Genomic DNA, 23,003 nt, shown 5'->3' on the forward strand with positions numbered 1-23,003 from the left:
CGCGGGCTACGCCCGCCCCGGATCATGTCCCACAGCGATGCAGGCGTCCGTGCCTTCCGCTCGTGCACCGGGCCGCACGTCGTCGTCCGGCCGCCGGACACTACTCGAGAGACAGCATCTGGCTGGTTTTCCGCGCTGTTCCCGGCCCTTCAATCACTGCTCAATTTCTGCCGTCCCCGGGCGGCATATCTGCCGCCTGCCCGTCAGGGAGGCCGCCAAGACCAGGAGTACTGCATGTCCGCAGGCCGTCAGCCCAGCGCGAATACTTCACCACATCAGACCAATCAGCACTATTCTGGAACTGCCGAATCTTCAAAGGAGACCATGACCAGCCAGCCCAACACCGGATCCGATCCCGCCGCCCAGGACATGAGTCCACAGGAAATCCAGGCCGTGATCGACCGGATCCTTTCCAAGGACGTTCCCGCCCGGACCGGAACGCCGGACAGCGGCCGCGGTGAAGGCGCGGCTGTGCTTGGCAAGGCCCAGGCAATCTCCCGCCTGGACGCAGAACACAGCGAGTACGACGGCGACCAGCAGGATCTCGAAGAGCGCCGCGCACTGCGCCGCACGGCGGGGCTGTCCACTGAGCTCGAGGACGTTACCGAGGTCGAATACCGGCAGCTTCGGCTGGAACGGGTGGTACTGGCAGGGCTGTGGTCGGACGGTACCCTCGCAGACGCGGAGAATTCGCTGCGTGAACTTGCTGCGCTTGCCGAAACCGCGGGCTCCGAGGTCCTCGACGGACTGGTCCAGCGGCGTGCCAAGCCTGACCCGGGCACCTTCCTGGGGTCGGGAAAGGCGCAGGAGCTCAAGGACATCGTGATGGCCACCGGCGCGGACACCGTGGTGGTGGACGCTGAGCTGGCACCGTCCCAGCGCCGTGGACTTGAGGACATCGTCAAGGTCAAGGTCATCGACCGGACGGCGCTGATCCTGGACATCTTTGCCCAGCACGCCAAGAGCCGCGAAGGTAAAGCGCAGGTGGAACTGGCCCAGCTCGAGTACCTCCTGCCGCGACTGCGCGGCTGGGGCGAATCGATGTCCCGCCAGGCAGGTGGCCAGGTGGGCGGCGCAGCGGCAGGCATGGGCTCCCGTGGTCCCGGTGAGACGAAGATCGAACTGGACCGCCGGCGGATCCGTACCCGGATGGCCAAGCTTCGGCGTGAAATCGCCGCAATGAAGCCTGCCCGCGAGACCAAGCGCGCCAACCGCCGTCGTAATTCCGTCCCGTCAGTTGCCATTGCCGGGTACACGAACGCCGGAAAGTCGTCCCTGCTCAACAGGCTGACGGATGCCGGTGTCCTGGTGGAGAACGCCCTGTTTGCCACGCTTGATCCCACCGTCCGCAAGGCCGAAACGGCCGACGGGCTCGGTTACACGCTGGCGGACACGGTGGGCTTTGTCCGCTCCCTGCCCACCCAGCTGGTGGAAGCGTTCCGCTCCACGCTGGAAGAGGTGGCGGACGCTGACCTGATCCTGCACGTCGTGGATGTTTCGCATCCCGATCCCGAAGGACAGATCGCAGCAGTCCGCAAGGTTTTCAGTGAGGTCGACGCCCGTAAGGTTCCCGAAATCATTGTCCTGAACAAGGCGGACGCCGCGGATCCTTTCGTGGTGGAACGCCTCAAACAGCGCGAACCGCGCCATGTGGTGGTCTCGGCCCGCACCGGCGAAGGGATTGCCGAACTGCTCAAGGCCATCAGCGATTCGATTCCCCGGCCCAGCGTGAAGCTCGAGTTGCTCATTCCCTACGATCGGGGAGACCTGATCAGCAAGCTGCACGAATCGGACGCTGAAATCATCAGCGTGGACCATGTGGAGGCGGGCACCCGCGCCGTGGTGATGGTCAGGGAGGGTCTCGCGGCCGAGCTGGAACCCTTCGTCACCAATGACTGACGCCGCTTCAATGACTGACGCCGCGTCCGGCGCCACGAAGACGGCCGGCGGACAGTTCGTGACCGAACTGCTCGACCGCGCCGTCGGCGCGATGGGGGGACAGAGCAGGCCTGGCCAGCACGAGATGGCCCGGCAGGTCGCGCAGGCGATCGAAACAGGCACCCACCTCCTGGTGCAGGCGGGGACGGGCACGGGCAAGTCGTTGGCTTACCTTATCCCGCTGATTGCGCATGCGCTGGAAAGCAACAAGCCCACTCTGGTGTCCACCGCCACCCTGGCGTTGCAGACACAGATCGTGGGGCGGGACCTGCCTCGGCTGCTGGACGCCATCACCCCGGCGCTGGAGCGGCCCGTCAAGGTGTCGCTGGTCAAAGGCCGGTCCAATTACGTCTGCCGGCACAAGCTTGAGGGGGGATTCCCGTCCGAGGAGCCCACGGAGGGCCAGCTGTTCTCGCTTGGTGAGGACACCAGTGTTCCGCACTTTGCCGCAGCCGTCGGCGGACCCTCCTCGCAGCTGGGCAAGGAAGTGGTCCGGCTGCGCGAATGGGCTGCAAAGACCGCGACGGGGGACCGTGACGAACTGCTGCCCGGGGTCACCGACCGCGCATGGCGCCAGGTCTCCGTCACGTCCATGGAGTGCCTGGGTGCGCAGAAATGTCCACTGGCCGAAGAGTGCTTCAGCGAGCTTGCACGGCACGATGCGGCCTCTGCAGACATCGTGGTGACCAACCACGCTATGCTGGCCGTCAGCGCCTTCGAGGGCCTGGCAGTCCTTCCCGAGTACGACGTGGTGGTGGTGGACGAGGCCCACGAACTGCAGGACCGGGTGACCGGCGCCGTTTCCGGGCAACTGTCCGTGGCCATGGTCCATGCCGCTGCCTCCGGGGCGCGGAAGCACACCGCCATTACCGTGGATGCGCTCAATGCTGCCGCAGCCAACCTTGAAGCCGCGCTGGCCGGTGCGCCCGGAGGGCTGCTCCCCAACGGCCTCAACGACGAACAGCTCGACTGCGTTGACCAACTCCGCGAGGCTTGCCGTGCCGCGTTGTCTGATTCCAAGGGGGATGGCAGCCAGGCGGCCGACGGCGGGCGGCAGCTTGCGCGGTCCCGCCTCATGCTCATCCTGGAACTGTGCGAGCGGCTCCTGATGGCACGGGAAAACCGCGAAGTGGTCTGGTTTTCACGGGCGAGTACCTTCGACCCCGGGCAAGGCTACTCCCAGCCGGACGACTCGGCACCGGTGCTGATCAACGTGGCGCCGCTGTCCGTGGCCGGCAAGCTCCGCGAGGGCCTGTTCGCGGACCATACGGTGGTCCTCACCTCGGCCACCCTTGCCATTGGATCAGCGTTCGAGCCGGCCGCTGGCGGACTGGGGCTCGTGGGCCAGGGGGCACCCAGTTGGACGGGCGTGGATGTGGGCTCGCCCTTCGACTATCCCAAACAGGGGATCCTTTATGTGGCAGGCCACCTGCCGAAGCCCGGACGCGGTGTCTCCCCGGAGGCGCTGGCCGAACTTGAGGCCCTGATCCAGGCCTCCGGCGGCGGCGCCCTGTGTCTCTTCTCCTCCCGGCGTGCGGCCGAGGAAGCGGCCGACGCCCTCCGGCCCAAGCTGGGAATGACCATCCTCTGCCAGGGCGAATCCACCATGACGGCCTTGGTCAAGCAGTTCGCGGACGAATCCGATACCTGCCTGTTTGGCACCATGTCTCTGTGGCAGGGAGTGGATGTGCCGGGCGGTTCCTGCCGCCTTGTGGTCATCGACAGGATTCCGTTTCCGCGGCCGGACGACCCGCTCATGACGGCACGGTCCCGGGCTGTGGCTCAATCCGGCGGCAACGGGTTCATGGCGGTCTCGGCGACGCATGCGGCCATCCGTCTCGCCCAGGGGGCTGGGCGGCTGATCCGGTCCACCAACGACAAAGGCGTGGTAGCAGTCCTGGATTCCCGGCTGGCCACCGAACGCTATGCGGGCTTCCTGCGGGGAGCGCTGCCGCCGTTTTGGCCCACCACCGACCGCAACACGGCCTTCGCGGCGCTTGAACGGCTGGCCCGGGAAGGCTAGCCGGGAGGCCGGCGGCCGTCGGGAACGCCGCTTTAGGCGGCGCAGCTCCGTGGGAGCTCGTGCCCTAGAGGGACCGCAGCACGGACACCACTTTGCCCATGATGGTGGCGTGGTCGCCCAGAATGGGCTCGTACTGGGTATTCTGTGGCAGCAGCCAGGTGTGGCCGTCGCGCTGCCGGAAGGTCTTGACGGTGGCTTCATCGTCCAAGAGGGCCGCCACGATATCCCCGTTGGCTGCGTCGGCCTGACGGCGGACCACTACCCAGTCGCCGTCGCAGATGGCCGCGTCCACCATGGAGTCGCCGGCGACTTTCAGCATGAACAGTTCACCCTGGCCCACCAATTGCCGGGGAAGAGGCATGACGTCTTCCACCACCTGGTCCGCAAGGATTGGCCCGCCGGCGGCGATCCGGCCCACCAAGGGGACCATTGCGGTGTCGAGAGCTGTGGGGAGTTCGGTGACTGTGGCGGCCATGGCACCCGGTACCGGGCTTTCGGTGGCCGGGGCTCCCTTGCCCGGCACGCCGCCCAGTGTCAGCGGCATCAACACTTCCATGGCGCGGGGCCGCTTGGGATCCCGGCGGAGGTAGCCCAGCTTTTCGAGCTGTGAAAGCTGGTGCGTCACGCTGGAGAGGCTGGCCAGCCCCACCGTGTCCCCGATCTCGCGCATCGACGGCGGATAGCCGTTGTCGTTGACTGAGCGCTGGATGGTTTCGAGGATCTTCTTCTGCCGGGCGGTCAGGCCCTTGGCGGGCTTCTTCGCCTGCGGGAGTGTCCTGCCCCCGGCCGGTGCTGCTGCCATGTTTGCCAATGCCCTTCGGTTGCCACCGGTCCGCTTGCTCTGGCTCCGGCCGTGATGGTCCCGTCCAAATTGTCAGACCTGGCTGATCAACTGTCCGCGTGGTTGTTCTTGTCTTCAAAACTAGGCCAGCCACAGGGCTTTTTCAAACATTTGTTCTAGCGAGTCTCGACATTATTCGTTGATAAGTGCTAAAACTGAATCAGCAAAGTTCGAATATGTGTTCTAGTCACTGTTGCAGTCGTTCGAAGTTCATCTTCGAAGAACGGCGGGAGATGGCGGCCGGAACATTCCGGGCAGCACAGTACGGTCCAGGAGGGCTAAGTCCATGTCAGCTATTTCCGCTCACCACTCACCAGTTTCCCCAGGGAACACCTCGGGTTCTGATGGCCGCGCTTCTGAAGGCCAGGCGCCAGCGCCCCTGCCGCCGCTGCGGCTCACCCGCCGGGGGCGGGTAGTGCTGATTGGCATCCCGCTGGTCCTGCTGGCGGCGCTGCTGCTTTCCCTGGCGGGGTTCTTCAACTCGCCCGCCAAGGCCTCAGACTCGGCAGCCGACCTCGTGGCCACGCCGACAGTCACCGTGACAGTCCAGCCGGGCCAGTCCCTGTGGAGCATTGCCGGCAGCCTTGCGCCGGAGCGCGATGCCAGGGACGTCGTGGCAGAAATAGTGCAGCTGAACAATCTTTCCGGCGGGCCTGTGATTCCGGGCCAGCAACTGTTCGTTCCGGCCGGGTAATGGAGTCCCTGCAGCCCGGCAGGGAAGTGTCACATTTTCCGGTCCCCGGCGCGGGCACTAAACTGTTCAGGTGAATGACCAGCTAGAACGACTGAACCGGCTTCCACTCCGCGAGAACCTCCGCGGTCTTGCCCCCTACGGGGCACCGCAGCTGGACGTCCCCATTCTCCTGAACGTTAACGAGAACACGCATGGCGTCCCGGCGGACGTGCAGGCGGCTATCACCGCGGCCGTCGCCCGTGCCGCCAAGGGCCTGAACCGGTACCCGGACCGCGAATTCACCGAGCTCCGCACTGCCTTGGCCGAATACCTCGGCCACGGGCTGGACGCTTCGAACATCTGGGCGGCCAACGGCTCCAACGAGGTCCTCCAGCAGATCCTCCAGGCCTTCGGCGGCCCCGGCCGCACCGCGCTCGGATTCCCTCCCACGTACTCCATGTATCCGCTGCTCGCGAGCGGCACGGATACCCGCTATATCGCCGGACAGCGCGCGGATGATTACGGCCTCACTGCAGAGTCCGCTGCCCGCCAGGTGAAGGACCTGCAGCCGAGCATCGTCTTCCTTTGCTCGCCAAACAACCCCACCGGTACCGGCCTGGGACTGGACGTGGTGGAGGAGGTCTACCGTGCCGGTGAGGCGAGCCAAACCATCGTGATCGTGGACGAGGCCTACCACGAGTTTGCCCACGACGGTACGCCCAGCGCCCTGACTCTCCTGCCGGGCCGTGAGCGACTCATTGTGTCCCGCACCATGAGCAAGGCCTTTGCCTTGGCCGGGGCGCGGCTAGGTTACATGGCAGCAGCCCCGGAAGTGACGGATGCGCTGCGCCTTGTCCGGCTGCCGTACCACCTGTCGGCCGTGACCCAGGCGACGGCGCTGGCCGCACTGGAATACCGTGCAGCACTGATGGCCGATGTCGAGGACATCAAGAAGCAGCGGGACCGAATCGTCGATGAACTGCGCCGCATGGGCCTCACGCCGGCCGCCTCCGACTCCAATTACGTGTTCTTTGGCGGACTTGACCATCCGCACCAGGTCTGGCAGGAACTCCTGGCGGCGGGTGTGCTGATCCGTGACGTCGGGATTCCCGGACACCTGCGCGTAACGGCCGGAACTGAGACGGAAACTACAGCTTTCCTGGAATCGTTGGAAAGCATCCTCGCCCGGCAGGCAGCGCTACCCGCCTAGACTTGGAAGAGCGGCGCCCTGCGCCCTGACCACCTATCTTCCCCAAAGGACACTTTGACCATGAGTTCCACCGGATCGAATGCCGCGGCCTCCCGGACCGCCCGCATGGAGCGTGCCACCAGTGAGTCGTCTGTACTCGTGGAGATCAACCTCGACGGCACCGGCGTTTCGGACATCGACACGTCCGTACCCTTCTACGACCACATGCTCACTGCCCTGTGCAAGCACTCGCTGATCGATATGACGGTCAAGGCGACCGGGGACATCCACATCGATGTCCACCACACGGTGGAAGACGTTGCCATCACCTTCGGCGAAGTCCTTCGTACCGCGCTCGGGAACAAGGCCGGCATCCGACGGTTCGGTGAAGCGACAGTGCCCCTGGACGAGGCCCTCGCCCACGCCGTCGTCGACGTTTCCGGGCGGCCCTACCTGGTGCACGGAGGCGAACCGGCCGGCCAGGAATACCACCTGATCGGCGGCCACTTCACCGGCTCCCTGACCCGCCACGTCTTCGAAGCGATTACCCTGCACGCGGGAATCTGCCTGCACATGAACGTCATCGCCGGCCGCGACCCGCACCACATCGTGGAGGCGCAGTTCAAGGCGTTCGCCCGCGCACTTCGGGCTGCTGTTGAGCCGGACCCCCGCGTCGAGGGCATTCCGTCCACCAAGGGCGCCCTGTGAGCGGCCAGGTCCTGAAGGACGGCGCCATCGTGGACCCTTCAGCATCACGGAAGCTTCCCTCCCCGGAGGGAAAGCCTACGGTGACGGTCCTGGACTACGGTTCGGGCAATGTCCGCTCCGCCGTTCGGGCCCTCGAACGGGCAGGCGCCGAGGTTACCCTCAGTGCCAAGCCGGAGGACGTCCTGAACGCCGATGGCCTGGTGGTTCCGGGCGTGGGTGCGTTCGAAACTGTCATGCGCGAACTCAAGGCCGTGGACGGAATCCGGCTGATCGGCCGCCGTGTTGCGGGCGGTCGTCCCGTCCTGGGAATCTGCGTCGGTCTCCAGGTCCTCTTCGAAACCGGAGTCGAACATGGCACCGAGGCCGAAGGCATGGGCGAATGGCCCGGCAAGGTGGAGCACCTGCCCGCGGACGTGGTCCCGCACATGGGCTGGAACACCGTTAAGGTTCCCGAGGGATCCAGGCTGTTCGCCGGCGTCGAAAACGAGCGCTTCTATTTCGTGCACTCCTACGGCGTGCAGGAATGGAACTTCGATGTCGTCCAGCCGCGCATGGCCGCACCAGTGGTGACCTGGTCCGAGCACGGCGCACCATTCATCGCCGCCGTGGAAAACGGGCCGCTCTGCGCAACGCAGTTCCACCCGGAGAAGTCCGGCGACGCCGGTGCCCGGCTGCTGCGCAACTGGGTGGAATCCCTCCGCCGGCCCGCGGACTCCGGGGCCGGCAGCAGCGCAGCGCCTGCGACCGGCGGCGCCTAGATGTGGTCCATCGTCCTGATGGGCCTTGCCGGCCTCCTGGTGGGCGGGGCCCTGGCATTCCGCCAGCAAGGCAAGCCGCTGTGGACGCAAATCTCCTTCTACGTTTTGGCGGGCATGGCTTTGCTCGCCGCCTACCTGTTAACGCTGCCGGCCGCCTAGCCCGCACCGCCCCGCCTACCTGACAAAGGACGAACATGACCACCGCTAACGATTTGCCGGTCCTCGAACTGCTGCCCGCCGTGGACGTCGTCAACGGACAGGCCGTGCGCCTGGTCCAAGGCGAGGCAGGCAGCGAAACCAGTTACGGCACACCCCTCGAAGCTGCCTTGAACTGGCAGGAGCAGGGCGCCGAATGGGTGCACCTGGTCGATCTCGACGCAGCCTTCGGCCGCGGCTCCAACGCTGAACTGCTGCGGGAAGTGGTGGGCCGGCTGGACATCAAGGTCGAGCTCTCCGGCGGCCTCCGGGACGACGAGACGCTCGAAGCCGCCCTGGGCCTCGGCGTGGCGCGCGTCAACCTCGGCACCGCGGCGCTGGAGCACCCTGAGTGGACCGCCCGCGCGATTGAGCGCTTTGGTGACAAGATCGCGGTCGGCCTCGACGTCCGCGGCACCACCCTGGCCGGCCGCGGCTGGACCAAGGAGGGTGGGGATCTCTGGGACGTCCTGGCCAGGCTTGAAGAATCCGGCTGCGCCCGCTACGTGGTGACGGACGTGACTAAGGACGGCACCCTTCAGGGCCCCAACGTCGAACTGCTGCGCCAGATGGTGGAAAAAACCGGTAAGCCCGTGGTGGCATCCGGCGGGATCTCCAGCCTGGACGACCTCAAGGTCCTGCGTTCCCTCGTGCCGCTCGGCGTCGAAGGGGCCATCGTTGGCAAGGCGCTCTACGCCGGCGCCTTCACCCTGCCCGAGGCGCTCGACGTCGCCGGGCGGCGCTGACGCCCGCCATGGCCACTGACGGTTCCGAAGCCCCGGCCCCCCGCCACCTGCCCGGCCATATAGCTGCCGCGCTGGCAGGTGCTGGTGGCGCGGCAGATTCGGCCGGGCGGCCCTGGGCGGGCCGCAGCCTCGCAGGGGATGACGCCAGGATCCACAACTTCGAGGACGACGACGGCACGGCCGACGCCGGGTACCTCGCCGCCGTCGACCGGTTGTGCGAGGGGAGCGGAGACGAGGCCGCCGTAGTGCGCTCCCTCGCCACAGCCCGCGTCTTCATCCCGATCGTCGCCCAGCTTGCCGAAGAGGCCGACGGCGGCCACGGCCTGCGGGCGGACAAGCAGGCCGACATGGCACTGGTGACGCTTAAGGCACCGGACGGACGGACCGCCATGCCGGCATTCACGTCGGCCGCCGCCCTCGCCGCATGGCATCCGGACGCCCGGCCCGTCGCCGTCTACGCAGCCCGTGCTGCGCTGTCTGCCGTCGCCGAGGGAGCCGAACTGATGGTGCTGGACCCGGGCTCCCCAGTGACGTTCGTGGTGCGACGACCCGCCCTGTGGGCGCTGGCTCAGCAGCACGAGTGGGTTCCCAGCTACGCCGATCCCGCCCTCGCCCCCGAGCTTGGGCAGGCCGCTTCCCGCTTCCCCGCCGTCCGGAGCATTGAACTGCTGCCCGGCGGGGGAGTGGCCAGCCGGGCAGCGGACGGTACAGTCCTTGCCGGCGGCGGACCCGGCCCGGAACTTCAGGTGGTCCTGTACCTCGAGGACGGTCTGGACGCCGGCGCGGTGCAGCACCTCGTAGCGTCCCTCCAGGGCGAGTGGTCCCGGAATGTATTGTTTGGGGAGCGGGTCGACTCGATGGAAATCAAGCTGAGGCGGGCCGTCAACTAGCGGCGGTGCACGGCGGAGACCCTCCCGGACTGCCGCAGCAGACCATAAGGAAACCTTCGTGAACTTCGCCCTTTACCGGCACCTCCTGGCAGTGCGTCCCATCCGGCGCCTTCTGCTGGTGGGCATGGTGGCCCGCATACCGCACTCCGCCGCTGGAGTGCTGCTCACCCTTCACATCGTTCTTTCGCTCGGTGAAGGGTACGCTGCCGCGGGGGCTGCAGCTGCAGTCATGACCATCGGCATCGCCGTTGGCGCTCCCTGGCGTGGCCGGCGCGTGGACACCGTCGGCCTGCGCCGGGCGCTCATCCCGTCAGTGGTGTCCGAAGCCCTGGTGTGGTCCGCCGTTCCGTACGTCAGCTACCAGTGGCTGCTGCCGCTGGTCTTCGTGGGTGGGCTGCTGACCCTTCCGATCTTCAGTGTGGTACGTCAATCCCTGGGCGTCCTGGCCGACGGCGAACAGCGGCGCACCGCCTTTGCTTTGGACGCCATCAGCACCGAAGTGGTGTTCATGATCGGCCCGGCGGCCGGCGCCATCATCGCCACCAGCGGCTTTACCGTCGCGGGCCTGACGGCGGTGGGAATTTCCACCTCGTTGGCCGGGCTGTTCCTGATCTGGTTCAACCCGCCCACCCGCAGTGCAGCGCCCACGGCCGAACGCGCCGGTGAGCTGCTGCATGCGGCCGAAATCGCGGTGGTGTCGGCCGCCCCGGCCCACGTACAGGAGGCCGCGGCCGAGCTGGTGCCCGCAGGCGCCGAAAGCGACGGTGCCGCCGCGGGCGGCGGGCCGGGCCGCCGTCGCGCGTTCCGCACCAGGGTGGCGCACAACTTTGCCTGGTTCACCGCTGCCGTCGCCGCATTGTTCGCGGTAGCTGCGGGTACCGGAATGGTGCTTAGCGGCACGGATGTGGGAATCGTCGCGGCGCTGGAAACCGGAGGCCGGCAAAGCGAAATCGGGATCGTCTTCCTGTTCTGGTGCGCCGCGTCCGTGGTCGGTGGATTGATCTACGGCGCCATGCACCGTCCGGTTTCGCCGATGCTGCTGTTGCTGGGCATGGCCGCGCTCACGATTCCCATGGGCTTCGCCACCGACACATGGACCCTGGCGCTGCTCTCCATCCTGCCTGGCCTGCTGTGCGCTCCGGTGCTGTCGTCAGCCTCCGAGAAGGTGGCGGACCTGGTGTCCGAGGAACGGAGGGGCGAGGCAATGGGCTGGTACGGGTCCGCCCTGACCGCAGGCGTGGCGTTGGGTGCTCCGCTGGCCGGTGTATTCATCGACGGCCGCGGACCTTCCAGCGGTTTCACGGCCGTCGGCGTCGCAGGGGTAGTGCTGTGCGTGGCGGGGCTGGTCCTGCAACAGGTACGCCGCAGCCGGACAGCCCCCGCCAGCAAGGACATCACGCCCAGACCCCACCCCTAGACTCCGGAGTGGGGTGCTGTGGTGCTGGTGGGGTGTACGGCGTTCCTTTAGTTGACGGCGCCGGTGTACTTTTCGCCGGGACCCTTGCCCGGAGCGTCAGGGATCAGCGACTCTTCGCGGAAAGCCAACTGGAGGGAACGGAGGCCATCGCGCAACGGGCCGGCGTGCTGCGAGCCGATTTCGGGTGCCGCCGCGGTGACCAGCCCCGCGAGGGCCGTAATGAGCTTCCGGGCCTCGTCCAGGTCCTTGAGTTCCTCGGCATTGTCCTCAGCGGCCAGGCCCAGTTTGACGGCGGCGGCACTCATAAGGTGGACGGCCGCGGTGGTGATGACCTCGATTGCCGGGACCTCGGAAATATCCCTGATCTCCTGCGAGACGTCGGCGGCGCCGCCCGCGGGCTCGAAAACGTGTGAATTACTGTCTGGGGTGCTCATACTGGTAAGCTTGACACAGACCGACTGGATGTCGTTATTTCAGCACAACGGGTTCCCACCGGCGCTTCACAGCACTGGCGGGGATTTTTTCTGTAGAATGGCATGCAGTTTGCAAGCGGAGTTCTCTCCCACCCGCGTCGGCCGTTGTTTTGGATATCCAGCAGGATCGTCCCGAAACGCAAGGTTGCCGGGTACCTGGTTGGGTATGGTCAACGGCAGTCGCCGTGGACCTGCACGCAGTCCCTTAGCGGGAGCTGTTCCGATCTTTAGAGGCCTTCGATTGCTCCGGCAGTCGGGGGCCTTCTCCTTTTGCCGGGATCCCACAACAACACAGGAGCTTTAACATTAGCGAGCCAAGAATCAATGAGCGTATCCGCGTCCCCGAGGTGCGGCTGGTCGGCCCTGCAGGTGAACAGGTAGGCATCGTCCGTATTGAGGATGCCCTGCGTCTGGCTGCCGAGTCCGACCTTGATCTCGTTGAAGTAGCACCTCAGGCCAAGCCTCCGGTGTGCAAGCTGATGGACTTCGGCAAGTACAAGTACGAGGCCGCAGTTAAGGCACGTGAAGCCCGGAAGAACCAGACCAACACTGTTCTGAAGGAAATCCGCTTCCGCCTGAAGATCGACACCCACGACTACGAGACCAAGCGCGGCCACGCACTGCGCTTCCTCGGCGCCGGGGACAAGGTCAAGGCCATGATCCAGTTCCGAGGCCGTGAGCAGCAGCGCCCCGAAATGGGCATCCGCCTGCTCCAGCGTTTCGCGGACGACGTTGCCGAGGTGGGCGTGGTTGAATCCAGCCCGCGCATCGACGGCCGCAACATGGTCATGGTGGTCGGTCCGCTGAAGAACAAGGCGGAAGCCAAGGCTGAAGCACGCCGCGCCACGCAGCGGGCTGAGGCGAAGGCCCAGAACGAAGCAAAGGCCTCGGGCCGGGTAGACGTTTCGGGCGACGACCAGGCTCCCATGACCCAGTCGCTTGCGGACCTGCTCCCGGAGGGTTTTGCCGTTTCCACGGAACCAGAAGCTCCCCAGGGCGAAGCGCAGGAGTCGGCTGCCGCCGTCGAACCTGCCGAGGTTGTTGAGGAAGCACCCAAGGAAGCTCCGAAGGAAAAGGAAGAGGCTCCGAAGGCTGCCGCGCCTAAGGCCGCTCCCAAGCAGGAAGCACCGAAGGCCGCCGCGCCCAAGGCTGCTCCGGCTCCGAAAGCTGCCCCCAAGGAAGCTTCCAAGCCAGCGGAAAAGGCTACGGCTCCCAAGCCTGCGGCTGCTGCGCCGAAGCCTGCTGCTGTTCCTGCGCCGCCCAAGCCGGTGGCCAGGCCCGCCGCGCCGAAGCCCGCCGCACGCCCTGCCCCCAAGGCAACGCCGAAGCCGGCCGGTAAGAAGACCACGTAGTTCACAACTGCGGGAAGTTCCGGCTTCCGGCAGTCAGCAACCAGCATGCCGCCCTCAGGGGAGGCTGCGCGATAGAACTGCAGGCAATGCCTGCGGACACGTAAGGAGATCGGTTCCCATGCCGAAGATGAAGACCCACAGTGGTGCTAAGAAGCGCTTCAAGCTGACCGGCAGCGGCAAGCTGCGCCGCCAGCAGGCCAACCGCCGCCACTACCTGGAGCACAAGTCCAGCCGCCTGACCCGCCGCCTCGCCGGCGACAAGATCGTCTTCAAGGGCGATGCCAAGGTCATCCGGAAGATGCTCGGCATCTAATTTCCAAGTTCTTTGACTGAACACCACCTGGTGGTCGGTCACCTGCCAAACAGCCTTCTCAGGCCGCCGGACCTCCGGCAGTAGATGCTTGGGATCAGAATTTTCGAAGGAGTACGCACGTGGCACGTGTGAAGAGGGCGGTCAACGCCCACAAGAAGCGCCGGGTTATCCTTGAACGCGCAAAGGGCTACCGTGGACAGCGTTCACGCCTGTACCGCAAGGCCAAAGAGCAGCTGCTGCACTCGTTTGTGTACAGCTACGGCGACCGCAAAAAGAAGAAGGGCGACTTCCGCCGCCTTTGGATCCAGCGCATCAACGCGGCTTCCCGCGCCAACGGCCTGACCTACAACCGCCTGATTCAGGGCCTGAAGGCCGCTGAGGTCGAGGTTGACCGCCGCATGCTGGCAGAGCTGGCCGTCTCCGACGCTAACGCTTTCGCTGCATTGGTCAAGGTCGCCAAGGACTCCCTTCCGGCTGACACCTCCGCCAAGAAGGTTGTTGCCTAGCAACAGGCTCTTCCCCCATCGACGGGGACGTTCAGGAACCACTGGTGCCAGCCACTAGAGTTTCCTGTATGAACGACACCGGGCGCCCGCAAGATTTTCCACTCTCCAACCCCCGAGCTGATCGGGTCCGGGATGTGGCAAAACTTGCCGGGCGCCCGGCGCGTTTAAAGCGCGGGCAGTTCCTGGCGGAAGGTCCGCAGGCGGTACGAGAGGCTCTGAAGCTGCACCAGGAACGGCTGGCGTCGGGTGCGCCCGGCATTGTCACCGAGGTGTTCGCCAGCGAGGCCTGCCTGGACCGGTTTCCGGAGTTCGAGGAACTTGCAGAGGGGACCAACGCGCGCCTGGCCACGGATGAGGTCCTGGCAGCCATGGCGGACACCGTCAACCCGCAGGGGATCATCGCTGTTTGCCGCTTCGTGGACGTGCCGCTTCAGGACGTGCTCGACGGCGGTCCACGCCTGATTGCCGTCCTTTGCCAGGTGCGCGACCCCGGGAACGCCGGCACCGTCCTCCGGGCTGCCGACTCCGCCGGTGCCGACGCCGTGGTGCTCACAGGATCCAGCGTGGACATCTACAACCCGAAAGCGGTCCGCTCCACTGCAGGATCGCTGTTCCACCTGCCGGTGGTCCTCGGTGTGGAGGCCGCCGAACTCGCGGCTGCCTGCCGGGCGCGGGGTATTGGTATCCTCGCTGCGGACGGTTATGGGCAGCTCAACCTTGATGCGCTCCAGGATGAGAGTGCCCGCCGCCGGTTGACCGGGGACGGGCCGGAATCTGCCGTTGACCTTGCGGCGCCCACGGCGTGGCTGTTCGGGAACGAGGCCCAGGGGCTGTCCGAAGAGGAGCTCGCGCTGGCCGACCACCGCGTGGCCGTACCCGTGTACGGCGCGGCGGAGAGCCTGAACCTCGGCACCGCGGCCACGGTGTGCCTTTATGCCAGCGCCCGCTCCCAGCAGGGCTGACGACAGGTAACGGGCCGGCAGTCAGATGCCTAAGCGGCCAGCGGCTTTTTGCGCTCCAACAGCCCGCTGAGGAGTGCGACGCCGAAGCCCAGGACGGCGAGGACGGCCCCCACGAGTGCCGGGGCAACGTAGCCCCATCCCAGCGCGATGACCACACCGCCAAGGAAGGCGCCCAGGGCGTTGGCCACGTTCAGTGCCGCATGGTTGAGTGAGGACGCCAGCGATGGGGCGTCCGGGGAAGCATCCAGGAGCCGGGTCTGGAGCGCCGGGACCAGCATGGAGCCGGCGGCGCCCACGACGAACACCATCACCAGCGCCGACCACTGCCAGTGAACGGCAACGGCGTAGACCACCAGCGCCACCGCGATGCCCGGCAGTACCCGGTACAGGGTGCCCATGACGGACCTGTCGGCGAAGCGGCCGCCGAGCAGGGTACCAGCCACCATGCCCACCCCGTAGAGGGCAACCACGACAGGAATCATGGTTTGTGGCATCCCGGCGACGGCAGTCATGGTGTGCGCAATGTAGGTGTACGTGGCGAAGAACCCGCCGAAGCCCACGATGCCGATCAGGATGGCCAGCCACACCTGGAGCCGCTTGAGGGCGCCGAGTTCGCGCCGGATGCTCGCTTCCGGGTGCGCGGCTTCGAACGGCACGAACCGGGCAATGAGTGCCATGGTCAGGAGCCCGATGAAGCCCACCAGGATGAAGAGCAGCCGCCACCCGTAGGTCTGGCCGAGCCACGTGGCGAAGGGGACGCCGACCACGTTTGAGATACTGAGTCCCGCCATCACCATGGAAATGGCCCAGCCCCGCCGCGTGGGCGGGACCAGCGATGCAGCGATCACGGCGGCCACGCCGAAGAACGCGCCGTGCGGCAGGCCGGCGGCGAACCTGGACAGGAGCATGGTCCCGTAATCCGGTGCGACATACGAGCTGAGGTTGGCCAGGCTGAAGAAGAGCATGAGCCCCAGTGCCAGGTATTTCCGGGGCAGTTTGGCGCCCACCGCGGCCAGCAGGGGAGCGCCCACCACCACTCCCAGGGCGTATGCGGAAATCAGGTGGCCGGCCTCCGGGGTTGAAATACCCAGCCCTGCTTCCACCTCTTTCAGCAGGCCCATCATGGTGAACTCGGTAACGCCGATGCCTGCCCCGCCCATGGCGAGGGCGATGATGGCCATGGTGAGGTTGAAGGACCGGGCGGGAACTGCCGTGGACTTTTCCAGGACGCTGCTCATAAGCCTGCTTTTCGGTGGTGGCGGACAGACCGGGCCACGGCAGCGGGGCAGGTCGGGACTAACCGGATAACCCTGCGCTGCCAGGCGGTATTCCCGCGGGCAGGGGCGTCGGTTTTTCCATTGTCCCCCATACACTGGAACGATGACCGGGCAGACGCAGGAAGACGTAGTGATTCAGGTAGTGGGCGGGGCCGTGGTGGACAGCCTGGCACGGCCGACGGCGCTGCTGGCGGCCCGCCGCAGCGCGCCGGAAACACTGGCCGGACTATGGGAATTTCCGGGCGGGAAAGTCGAGCCGGGCGAGGCGGCTCCGGCCGCGCTGGTCCGGGAACTTCGCGAAGAGCTCGGCGTGGAGGTCCGGCTGGGCCAGGAGCTTTCCTCCGGGCAGCCGCAAGGCTGGCCGCTGAACCGGCGTGCCAGCATGCGGGTGTGGTTTGCCCAGGTGAGCAGCGGAAAGCCCCAACCGCTGGAGGACCACGACGAACTGCGCTGGGTGTCCCTGGCTGATCCGGAAGCCGTGCTGGCACTGCCGTGGATCCCGGCCGATTATCCGATTGTCGAGGCTGTCCTGGATCAGGCTGGTTTGGGGCGGGCTGTGCAGGATCGGGCTGATCAGGACCAGGCTGTGCAGCGTCGGGCCGGGCTGGATTCGGTCGGCTAGAACAGCACCGGCTGTGCGCCGCCCTGCTGTCCCTCCCGTGGCGTGGCCTGCTGGGCAGCCTGCGCCGGGATGCTGCCTGCCGGGTACTGGGCCTCCTCTCCGCGGGGATCGTCCGCGGGGCTGCTCGGATCGTCCACATCGCGGTGGCTGAATCCTGAGGTCGACCGGAACCCGTGCCGGGCCTTGAAATAGCGCACCTTGCCGGCCAGCCACATCCGGTACTCCTTGGACGCGTACGAACCCTGCCCGTAGAGGCGCCGGTACTTGCCCGCCAGGTGGGGATGGTTGGCGGCAAGCCAGCCCATGAACCATTCACGTGTTCCGGGTTTCAGGTACAGCGCTCCGGCAGTGACGCCGGTGGCACCCGCTGCGGCCAGGGAGGAAAAGAGGGAGTCTAGAGCTTCATCGCTGTCGGAGAGCCAGGGCAGGATGGGCATGGCCATGACGCCGCACGGCAGCCCCGCCTCGCGCAGTCGCGAGATCAGCTTCAGGCGGGCCCGCGGCCCCGGGGTTCCCGGCTCGATCGCCTCGGACAGGGCCTCGTCCGTCATGGCCAGCGAGATGCCGATCCCCACGGGAACCTGAGTGGCAGCGCTTTTCAGAAGCGGGATGTCCCGGGCGAGGAGCGTCCCCTTAGTGAGGATGGACAGGGGAGTGCCGGAATCGGCCAGCGCAGAGATGATCCCGGGCATCAGCCGGTAGCGGCCTTCAGCCCGCTGGTAGGGGTCCGTGTTGGTTCCGAGGGCCACCTGCCGGCGTGCCCATGACGGCTTGGCGAGTTCCTTGCGGAGCACTTCCGCCGCGTTGACCTTGACCACCACCTGGCTGTCGAAGTCCAGGCCGGCATCGAAGTCCAGGTAGGTGTGGGTCTTCCGGGCAAAGCAGTAGACACAGGCGTGGCTGCAGCCGCGGTAGGGGTTGATGGTCCACTCGAACGGCATCCGGGAACCGGCGGGCACCCTGTTGAGCACCGATTTGGCGGTGACCTCGTGGAAGGTGACCCCCGCGAACTCGGGTGTGGTCACGGACCGGACCAGTCCTGCCAGGGGAAGGAGTGCGGGTGAGGCAGCGGGAGCATTCCCGGGCGTCTCCAGCAGTGCCTGCGCGTCCCATCTCATGAACTCCATTCGAAAACATGTTCGAATCAATGTCAAGGACGCCGCGCCCGCAAGAGTGCCGGCGCTTCAGCGTCCGCGCCCTGCCGGCGCGGCAGCAGCTCCCAGCTGACGGTGACCGTGGCCTCTTCGCGGTTGAGGCCCGGCTCCAGAGGAATGCCTTGGCCGGCGGACATGCGCTGGAGGCCGGCAAGCGGAACGGGGCCTCCCGCCGTCGGCTGTTCTGCCAGGGAGACCACCCGGCCCAACGTGGCGCCCGCCAGGGCGGCGAGCTGGCCTGCTGAGCGCGCTGCGTCCTCCCACGCACCGGCCCGGGCCCGCTCCCGGAGCGCGGCAGTGTCCTCCACGACCAGCTGCAGGTTGTTCAGCCGGACGTCGTCGCCGGCGGCAGCAACCGCGGCCGCAAGGACCGCCGGGACTGAATCCAGATCACGCAGCCGTGCAGCAAGCGTTCCTGCGGCGATATATCCGGCCACCTGCTGGCCTTCGCCATCACGCCACACGAGGTCGGCGCGGACTGTGAGCCCGGTGCTTTGCAGATCGGCGTCCGCAACGCCCGCACTGCGCAACGCGGCGGAAACGGCTGCCAGCGCTGAGCCCGCCGCAGTGAAAGCGGCGTCCACCGAGCCGCCGCGGCACTCAACGCCCAGGGCGACGGCGGCCAGGTCCGGCGGAGCCTCTGCCCCGCCGTGCCCGGAGACGGTGATGGTTCCGGGCTGTATGGCCCGGGGTCCGCTCACGGAAGTTCCTTCCGCGCGGGGTAGCCGCCGGCGGCCAGCCCTGCCCGCCGCTCAAAGATGTTCGCCGTTCCCGGATTGCCCGTCCGCAGGACGGACCAGCCTGCCGCCACGGAGTAAAGGGGCAGGAACGGCAAGCCAAGGCACCACGCATACTGCGTGCAATGCTTCTCCTCATGCCCCAGCAGGGCCGGCATGGACAGCAGGTCCGAGGCTCGCCCGCGGTACAGCACCACGTTCCCCAGCACGAAGGCCCGCGCGAGCGGCAGCGGCCACCGGTAGCCGGAGGCGAGCAGGAGGCCCCGGGGTCCGCGCCGCAGGCGCGCCCCGGAGAGGCGCGCGACGGCGACCCCCACCAGGGTGCTCCCGTTCAGGAGGTTCGCGGCCTGCCTCAGCCGCTGGGCCGCCGTCGGACGAGCCACCGGCCCCTGGAACTGCTGCGCTGTCATGAGGCCATGGTAGCCGGGGCGTTCTACTAGACTGGAGGGCAGTGGCTGCCGGATTTCCGGTGGGCCCTGACCTGGTCATTGAATACGCCGAACCTTGGGCGCGTTCATCCATGACCTGCCAGTGACGGACGCGCCGGCGGGAAACCGTGCAGGCCGACCCGTTCGCCGGCAGCCAACAAACTCGAAGCTAAGAACAGTAGATGACTGAAACTTTGCCCGGCGCCGCCCCGAATCCCACGGATGAAGCCGCCATCAACGCCGCTGTAGACCAGGCTGTCGCCGCCATCGCCGGCGCGGCCACCCTTGACGAGCTCAAGGCGGTGAGGCTCGCGCACGCTGGGGAGAAGTCCCCGCTGAGCCTGGCCAACCGCGAGATCGGCAAGCTGCCCAAGGACCAGAAGGCCGTGGCCGGAAAGCTCATGGGCTCCTCGCGCGGCCGGGTTAACAAGGCGCTCGCGGACCGCACCGCTGAGCTCGAGGCGGAAAACGACGCCCGCATCCTGCTCGAGGAGACCGTAGACGTCACTGCGGCCCCGCGGCGGCGCCGTGCCGGTGCAAGGCACCCGCTCTCCACGCTGCAGGACCGTGTGGCCGACATCTTCGTCGGCATGGGCTGGGAAATCGCCGAAGGCCCCGAGGTGGAATCCGAGTGGTTCAATTTCGATGCGCTGAACTTCAAGCCGGACCACCCGGCCCGCGAAATGCAGGACACCTTCTTCGTGGAGCCTCCCGAAGCCCACCTGCTGATGCGCACCCACACCTCGCCGGTACAGGTTCGCTCCATGCTGGAGCGCGAAGTGCCCATCTACGTCCTGTGCCCGGGCAAGGTGTTCCGTACCGACGAACTGGATGCCACGCACACGCCGGTGTTCCACCAGTTCGAGGGCCTGGCGATCGACAGGAACCTCAGCATGGCCGACCTCCGCGGCACCCTGGAGCACTTCGCCCGGCAGATGTTCGGCGATGAAGCCCAGATCCGGCTGCGTCCCAACTACTTCCCCTTCACCGAACCGTCCGCCGAACTGGATATCTTCCACCCCGGCGCGAAGGGCGGCCCGCGCTGGATCGAATGGGGCGGCTGCGGCATGGTCAACCCCAACGTGCTCCGCGCCGCGGGCATCGACCCGGACGTCTATTCAGGTTTTGCCTTCGGAATGGGCATCGAGCGCACCCTCATGTTCCGCAACGAAGTGGGGGACATGCGCGACATGATCGAAGGCGATGTACGTTTCAGCGAGCACTTCGGGATGGAGATATAACAGTGCGTATCCCAATTTCCTGGCTGCGTGAATTCGCAGAGGTACCGGCCGGAGCAACGGCCGAAGACGTCATGGCCGAACTGGTCAAGGTCGGTTTCGAAGAAGAGGACGTCCACCGTCCCACGGACACCCTGCAGGGCCCGATCGTCGTTGGCCAGGTGCTGAGCCTGGTCAAGGAACCGCAGACCAACGGAAAAACCATCAACTGGTGCCAGGTGCGGGTCGTCCCTGAAGGGCAGGAGCAGAAGCTCACCGGCGACGGCATCGACCCGTCCGGCGTGCAGGGCATCATCTGCGGCGCCCACAACTTCGTTGAAGGCGACAAGGTGGTGGTCACCCTTCCGGGAGCGGTGCTGCCGGGCAACTTCCACATCTCGGCGCGGAAGACCTACGGGCACCTGTCGGCAGGCATGATCGCTTCCGTCCGTGAACTCGGCATTGGGGACGACCACGACGGCATCCTGGTGCTGTCCCGCATCGGGCTGGACCCCGAGGTGGGCACCGACGCCATGGAGCTTCTGGGCCTCTACGACCAGGCCGCCGAAATCAACGTCACCCCGGACCGCGGCTACGCGTTCTCCATCCGCGGCGTGGCCCGTGAATACGCGCATGCCACGGGCACGTCCTTCACCGATCCGGCGTCGAAGGTCCAGGCCCCGGAGTCGCTGTCCGGCGGATACGGCGTCAAGCTCAACGACGACGCCCCCATCTACGGCAAACCCGGCTGCGACCGCTTCGTGGCGCGCACCGTCCGCGGCATGGACGCCAACCGGCCCACCCCGCAGTGGATGGTCTCCCGGCTCCGGCTCGCCGGCATCCGGTCCATCTCGCTTCCAGTGGACATCTCCAACTACGTCATGCTCGAGCTTGGCCAGCCCACGCACTGCTACGACCTGGACACGCTCTCCGGCGGCATCGTGGTGCGCCGCGCCGCCGCCGGCGAGAAAATCACCACCCTGGACGGCAAGGAGCGCACCCTTGACGCCGAGGACCTCCTGATCACCGACGACTCCGGCGCCATTGGCATCGCAGGCGTCATGGGCGGCGCCGCCACTGAGGTGGGCGATTCGACGTCGAACATCCTGGTGGAGGCCGCGCACTTCGACGAGGTGTCCATCGCCCGGTCCCGCCGCCGGCACAAGCTGCCGTCCGAAGCCTCGAAGCGCTTCGAGCGCGGGGTGGACTGGCAGGTTGCCGGCATTGCCGCGCAGCGCGTGGTGGACCTCCTGGTCGAACTTGCCGGAGGAGCCGCGGATGACGCGGGCACCGACGTCGGAACCGCCCCGGCGACCGTCACCATCGACCTGCCCGCGGACTTCGCAGCCGCGCGGATCGGCATCGACTTCACCGAAGATCAGATCACCACCTCGCTCGAGGACCTGGGCGCCGCCGTGGAGAAGCACGACGGCGGCTGGAGCGTCACTGCCCCCAGCTGGCGGAGTGACCTGGAGACTAAGGAAGACCTGTCCGAGGAAATCGCGCGGCTGGTGGGGTATGACCAGATTCCCGCCACACTGCCGGTGGCGCCTCCGGGCCGGGGCCTGACGCGCGTCCAGCAGCAGCGCCGCAGGTTGATCCAGGCGCTCGCCGACGCCGGGCTCACCGAGGTGCTGTCCTACCCGTTCGTGTCCAAGGCCGCCAACGACACCTTCGGTGTGGCGGAGCCGGACGCGAAACGCACTGCGGTCAAGCTGGCCAATCCGATCAGCGAGGAGCAGGGCTTCCTGCGCACCTCGATCCTGCCCGGGCTGATCGAGGTGGCCAAGCGCAACCACTCGCGCGGCTTCCGGGACCTGGCGCTCTTCGAATCCGGCCTGGTGTTCCTGCCGTCCGGGACTGTGGGCACGGCGTCCATTCCGCCGCTGGGCGCCAAGCCCTCCGATGAGGTGCTGGATGGACTGTACGACGGCGTTCCGGACCAGCCGTTCCACGTCGCCGCCGTACTGACGGGGCATGATTCGCCCGCTGCCGCGGCGCACACTCCACGGCTGTGGGACTGGGCCGACGCGCTGGATATTGCGCGGCTCGCCGGTGATGTCCTGGGCGTGGAACTCGTTGTCAGCCAGGGCAGCCACCAGGCGTTCCACCCGGGCCGGGCCGCCCGGCTGTCTCTCCGGACCGGCGAAACCGTGGGCTATGCCGGTGAACTTCACCCCAAGCTGCTGGCCGCCGCGGACATGCCCGCCCGCTCCGTGGCCCTTGAGTTCAACGCGGACGCGCTGTTCGACGCAGCCCCGGACGTGATCGTGGCCCGCCACCTCTCCACGTTCCCGGTCGCCACCCAGGATGTCGCCCTGGTGGTTCCCGCGGAGGTGCCGGCGGACGAGGTCCTGGCCGCGCTGCGTGAAGGCGCCGGAGAGCTCCTGGAAGACGTTGCGTTGTTTGACGTCTACGCCGGCAAGGGCATTGAAGAGGGCAAGAAGTCCCTCGCCTTCGGGCTGCGCTTCCGCGCCGACGACCGCACGCTCACCGCCGATGAGGCATCCGCTGCCCGCGAGGGCGCTGTGGCATTGGCCGCCGAACGGTTCGGTGCCGTCCAGCGCTAAGCGCGCGGGACCGG

At 66.9% G+C, this 23,003-nt stretch carries 23 protein-coding genes; 17 read left to right on the plus strand and 6 right to left on the minus strand.

What is annotated here, in order from left to right; translation table 11 throughout:
• Positions 1-324: 324 nt before the first annotated feature.
• Both hflX and ACFWIX_RS15830 read left to right on the plus strand, forming a co-directional pair.
• The gene (gene hflX / locus ACFWIX_RS15825) at positions 325-1,899 is read left to right on the plus strand and encodes a GTPase HflX (protein ID WP_377217089.1); all 1,575 of its coding nucleotides are present in this window, start codon (positions 325-327) and stop codon (positions 1,897-1,899) included.
• A 10-nt stretch (positions 1,900-1,909) separates the two neighbouring features.
• Positions 1,910-3,961, plus strand: coding sequence for an ATP-dependent DNA helicase (locus ACFWIX_RS15830; protein WP_377217126.1), 2,052 nt, complete (start codon positions 1,910-1,912; stop codon positions 3,959-3,961).
• Between the two features lie 64 nt (positions 3,962-4,025).
• Here the strand turns inward: ACFWIX_RS15830 and lexA are convergent, their stop codons facing one another.
• Entirely contained in the window at positions 4,026-4,763 is a 738-nt protein-coding gene (lexA, locus tag ACFWIX_RS15835; protein ID WP_377217090.1) for a transcriptional repressor LexA, read from the minus strand.
• A 325-nt stretch (positions 4,764-5,088) separates the two neighbouring features.
• Between lexA and ACFWIX_RS15840 the strand changes: the two genes are divergently transcribed.
• The 8 genes from ACFWIX_RS15840 to ACFWIX_RS15875 all read left to right on the plus strand — a co-directional run bounded on the left by ACFWIX_RS15840 (position 5,089) and on the right by ACFWIX_RS15875 (position 11,378).
• Complete coding sequence (locus tag ACFWIX_RS15840; protein WP_377217091.1) at positions 5,089-5,496, plus strand: LysM peptidoglycan-binding domain-containing protein; 408 nt, start codon at positions 5,089-5,091, stop codon at positions 5,494-5,496.
• 70 nt (positions 5,497-5,566) lie between these two features.
• Positions 5,567-6,685: a histidinol-phosphate transaminase gene (locus tag ACFWIX_RS15845; RefSeq protein WP_377217092.1), complete on the plus strand. Its 1,119-nt coding sequence runs from the start codon at positions 5,567-5,569 to the stop codon at positions 6,683-6,685.
• A gap of 60 nt (positions 6,686-6,745) precedes the next feature.
• Positions 6,746-7,372 (plus strand): imidazoleglycerol-phosphate dehydratase HisB, encoded by a 627-nt coding sequence (gene hisB, locus ACFWIX_RS15850; protein ID WP_377217093.1) that lies wholly within the window; start codon positions 6,746-6,748, stop codon positions 7,370-7,372.
• Entirely contained in the window at positions 7,369-8,130 is a 762-nt protein-coding gene (gene hisH / locus ACFWIX_RS15855; RefSeq protein ID WP_377217094.1) for an imidazole glycerol phosphate synthase subunit HisH, read from the plus strand. Before hisB ends, hisH begins: the two co-directional genes overlap by 4 nt.
• Positions 8,131-8,289 carry a hypothetical protein gene (locus ACFWIX_RS15860; protein WP_377217095.1) on the plus strand — a complete coding sequence of 53 codons (159 nt, stop codon included), beginning with the start codon at positions 8,131-8,133 and terminating at the stop codon, positions 8,287-8,289. It begins immediately after the preceding gene.
• Between the two features lie 35 nt (positions 8,290-8,324).
• Complete coding sequence (gene priA, locus ACFWIX_RS15865; protein ID WP_377217096.1) at positions 8,325-9,071, plus strand: bifunctional 1-(5-phosphoribosyl)-5-((5-phosphoribosylamino)methylideneamino)imidazole-4-carboxamide isomerase/phosphoribosylanthranilate isomerase PriA; 747 nt, start codon at positions 8,325-8,327, stop codon at positions 9,069-9,071.
• 8 nt (positions 9,072-9,079) lie between these two features.
• On the plus strand, positions 9,080-9,961 hold the full coding sequence (locus ACFWIX_RS15870) for an SseB family protein (protein WP_377217097.1): 882 nt from the start codon (positions 9,080-9,082) through the stop codon (positions 9,959-9,961).
• A gap of 58 nt (positions 9,962-10,019) precedes the next feature.
• Entirely contained in the window at positions 10,020-11,378 is a 1,359-nt protein-coding gene (locus ACFWIX_RS15875) for an MFS transporter (protein ID WP_377217098.1), read from the plus strand.
• Positions 11,379-11,425: 47 nt separating this feature from the next.
• Here ACFWIX_RS15875 and ACFWIX_RS15880 read toward each other — a convergent pair whose 3' ends face one another.
• Positions 11,426-11,812: a DUF1844 domain-containing protein gene (locus ACFWIX_RS15880; protein WP_377217099.1), complete on the minus strand. Its 387-nt coding sequence runs from the start codon at positions 11,810-11,812 to the stop codon at positions 11,426-11,428.
• Between the two features lie 386 nt (positions 11,813-12,198).
• Between ACFWIX_RS15880 and infC the strand changes: the two genes are divergently transcribed.
• The 4 genes from infC to ACFWIX_RS15900 all read left to right on the plus strand — a co-directional run bounded on the left by infC (position 12,199) and on the right by ACFWIX_RS15900 (position 14,984).
• Complete coding sequence (gene infC / locus ACFWIX_RS15885) at positions 12,199-13,203, plus strand: translation initiation factor IF-3 (protein ID WP_377217100.1); 1,005 nt, start codon at positions 12,199-12,201, stop codon at positions 13,201-13,203.
• A 118-nt stretch (positions 13,204-13,321) separates the two neighbouring features.
• The gene (gene rpmI, locus ACFWIX_RS15890) at positions 13,322-13,516 is read left to right on the plus strand and encodes a 50S ribosomal protein L35 (RefSeq protein WP_009358635.1); all 195 of its coding nucleotides are present in this window, start codon (positions 13,322-13,324) and stop codon (positions 13,514-13,516) included.
• A 119-nt stretch (positions 13,517-13,635) separates the two neighbouring features.
• Positions 13,636-14,022: a 50S ribosomal protein L20 gene (rplT, locus tag ACFWIX_RS15895; RefSeq protein WP_066274920.1), complete on the plus strand. Its 387-nt coding sequence runs from the start codon at positions 13,636-13,638 to the stop codon at positions 14,020-14,022.
• Between the two features lie 68 nt (positions 14,023-14,090).
• Positions 14,091-14,984, plus strand: a complete 894-nt coding sequence (locus tag ACFWIX_RS15900; RefSeq protein ID WP_377217101.1) for a TrmH family RNA methyltransferase — start codon at positions 14,091-14,093, stop codon at positions 14,982-14,984.
• Between the two features lie 29 nt (positions 14,985-15,013).
• On the opposite strand, the gene ACFWIX_RS15905 is transcribed toward ACFWIX_RS15900, so the two are convergent.
• Entirely contained in the window at positions 15,014-16,222 is a 1,209-nt protein-coding gene (locus ACFWIX_RS15905; protein ID WP_377217102.1) for an MFS transporter, read from the minus strand.
• 142 nt (positions 16,223-16,364) lie between these two features.
• Between ACFWIX_RS15905 and ACFWIX_RS15910 the strand changes: the two genes are divergently transcribed.
• Positions 16,365-16,883: a (deoxy)nucleoside triphosphate pyrophosphohydrolase gene (locus ACFWIX_RS15910; RefSeq protein ID WP_377217103.1), complete on the plus strand. Its 519-nt coding sequence runs from the start codon at positions 16,365-16,367 to the stop codon at positions 16,881-16,883.
• Here the strand turns inward: ACFWIX_RS15910 and ACFWIX_RS15915 are convergent.
• Genes ACFWIX_RS15915 through ACFWIX_RS15925 form a run of 3 tightly spaced genes read right to left on the minus strand, consistent with a single transcriptional unit; the run spans position 16,880 to position 19,184 of the window.
• The gene (locus ACFWIX_RS15915; RefSeq protein WP_377217104.1) at positions 16,880-18,001 is read right to left on the minus strand and encodes an Rv2578c family radical SAM protein; all 1,122 of its coding nucleotides are present in this window, start codon (positions 17,999-18,001) and stop codon (positions 16,880-16,882) included. The genes ACFWIX_RS15910 and ACFWIX_RS15915 overlap by 4 nt on opposite strands.
• A 32-nt stretch (positions 18,002-18,033) precedes the next feature.
• Positions 18,034-18,738 carry an SIMPL domain-containing protein gene (locus ACFWIX_RS15920; RefSeq protein ID WP_377217105.1) on the minus strand — a complete coding sequence of 235 codons (705 nt, stop codon included), beginning with the start codon at positions 18,736-18,738 and terminating at the stop codon, positions 18,034-18,036.
• Positions 18,735-19,184 (minus strand): hypothetical protein, encoded by a 450-nt coding sequence (locus ACFWIX_RS15925; RefSeq protein WP_377217106.1) that lies wholly within the window; start codon positions 19,182-19,184, stop codon positions 18,735-18,737. The genes ACFWIX_RS15920 and ACFWIX_RS15925 overlap by 4 nt, the downstream gene beginning before the upstream one ends.
• A gap of 200 nt (positions 19,185-19,384) precedes the next feature.
• Between ACFWIX_RS15925 and pheS the strand changes: the two genes are divergently transcribed.
• Entirely contained in the window at positions 19,385-20,443 is a 1,059-nt protein-coding gene (gene pheS, locus ACFWIX_RS15930) for a phenylalanine--tRNA ligase subunit alpha (protein ID WP_377217107.1), read from the plus strand.
• Positions 20,444-20,445: 2 nt separating this feature from the next.
• The gene (pheT, locus tag ACFWIX_RS15935; protein ID WP_377217108.1) at positions 20,446-22,989 is read left to right on the plus strand and encodes a phenylalanine--tRNA ligase subunit beta; all 2,544 of its coding nucleotides are present in this window, start codon (positions 20,446-20,448) and stop codon (positions 22,987-22,989) included.
• Positions 22,990-23,003: the final 14 nt, after the last annotated feature.

Origin of the sequence: Pseudarthrobacter sp. NPDC058362, assembly GCF_042723515.1 — a bacterium.
Classification (GTDB): domain Bacteria; phylum Actinomycetota; class Actinomycetes; order Actinomycetales; family Micrococcaceae; genus Arthrobacter.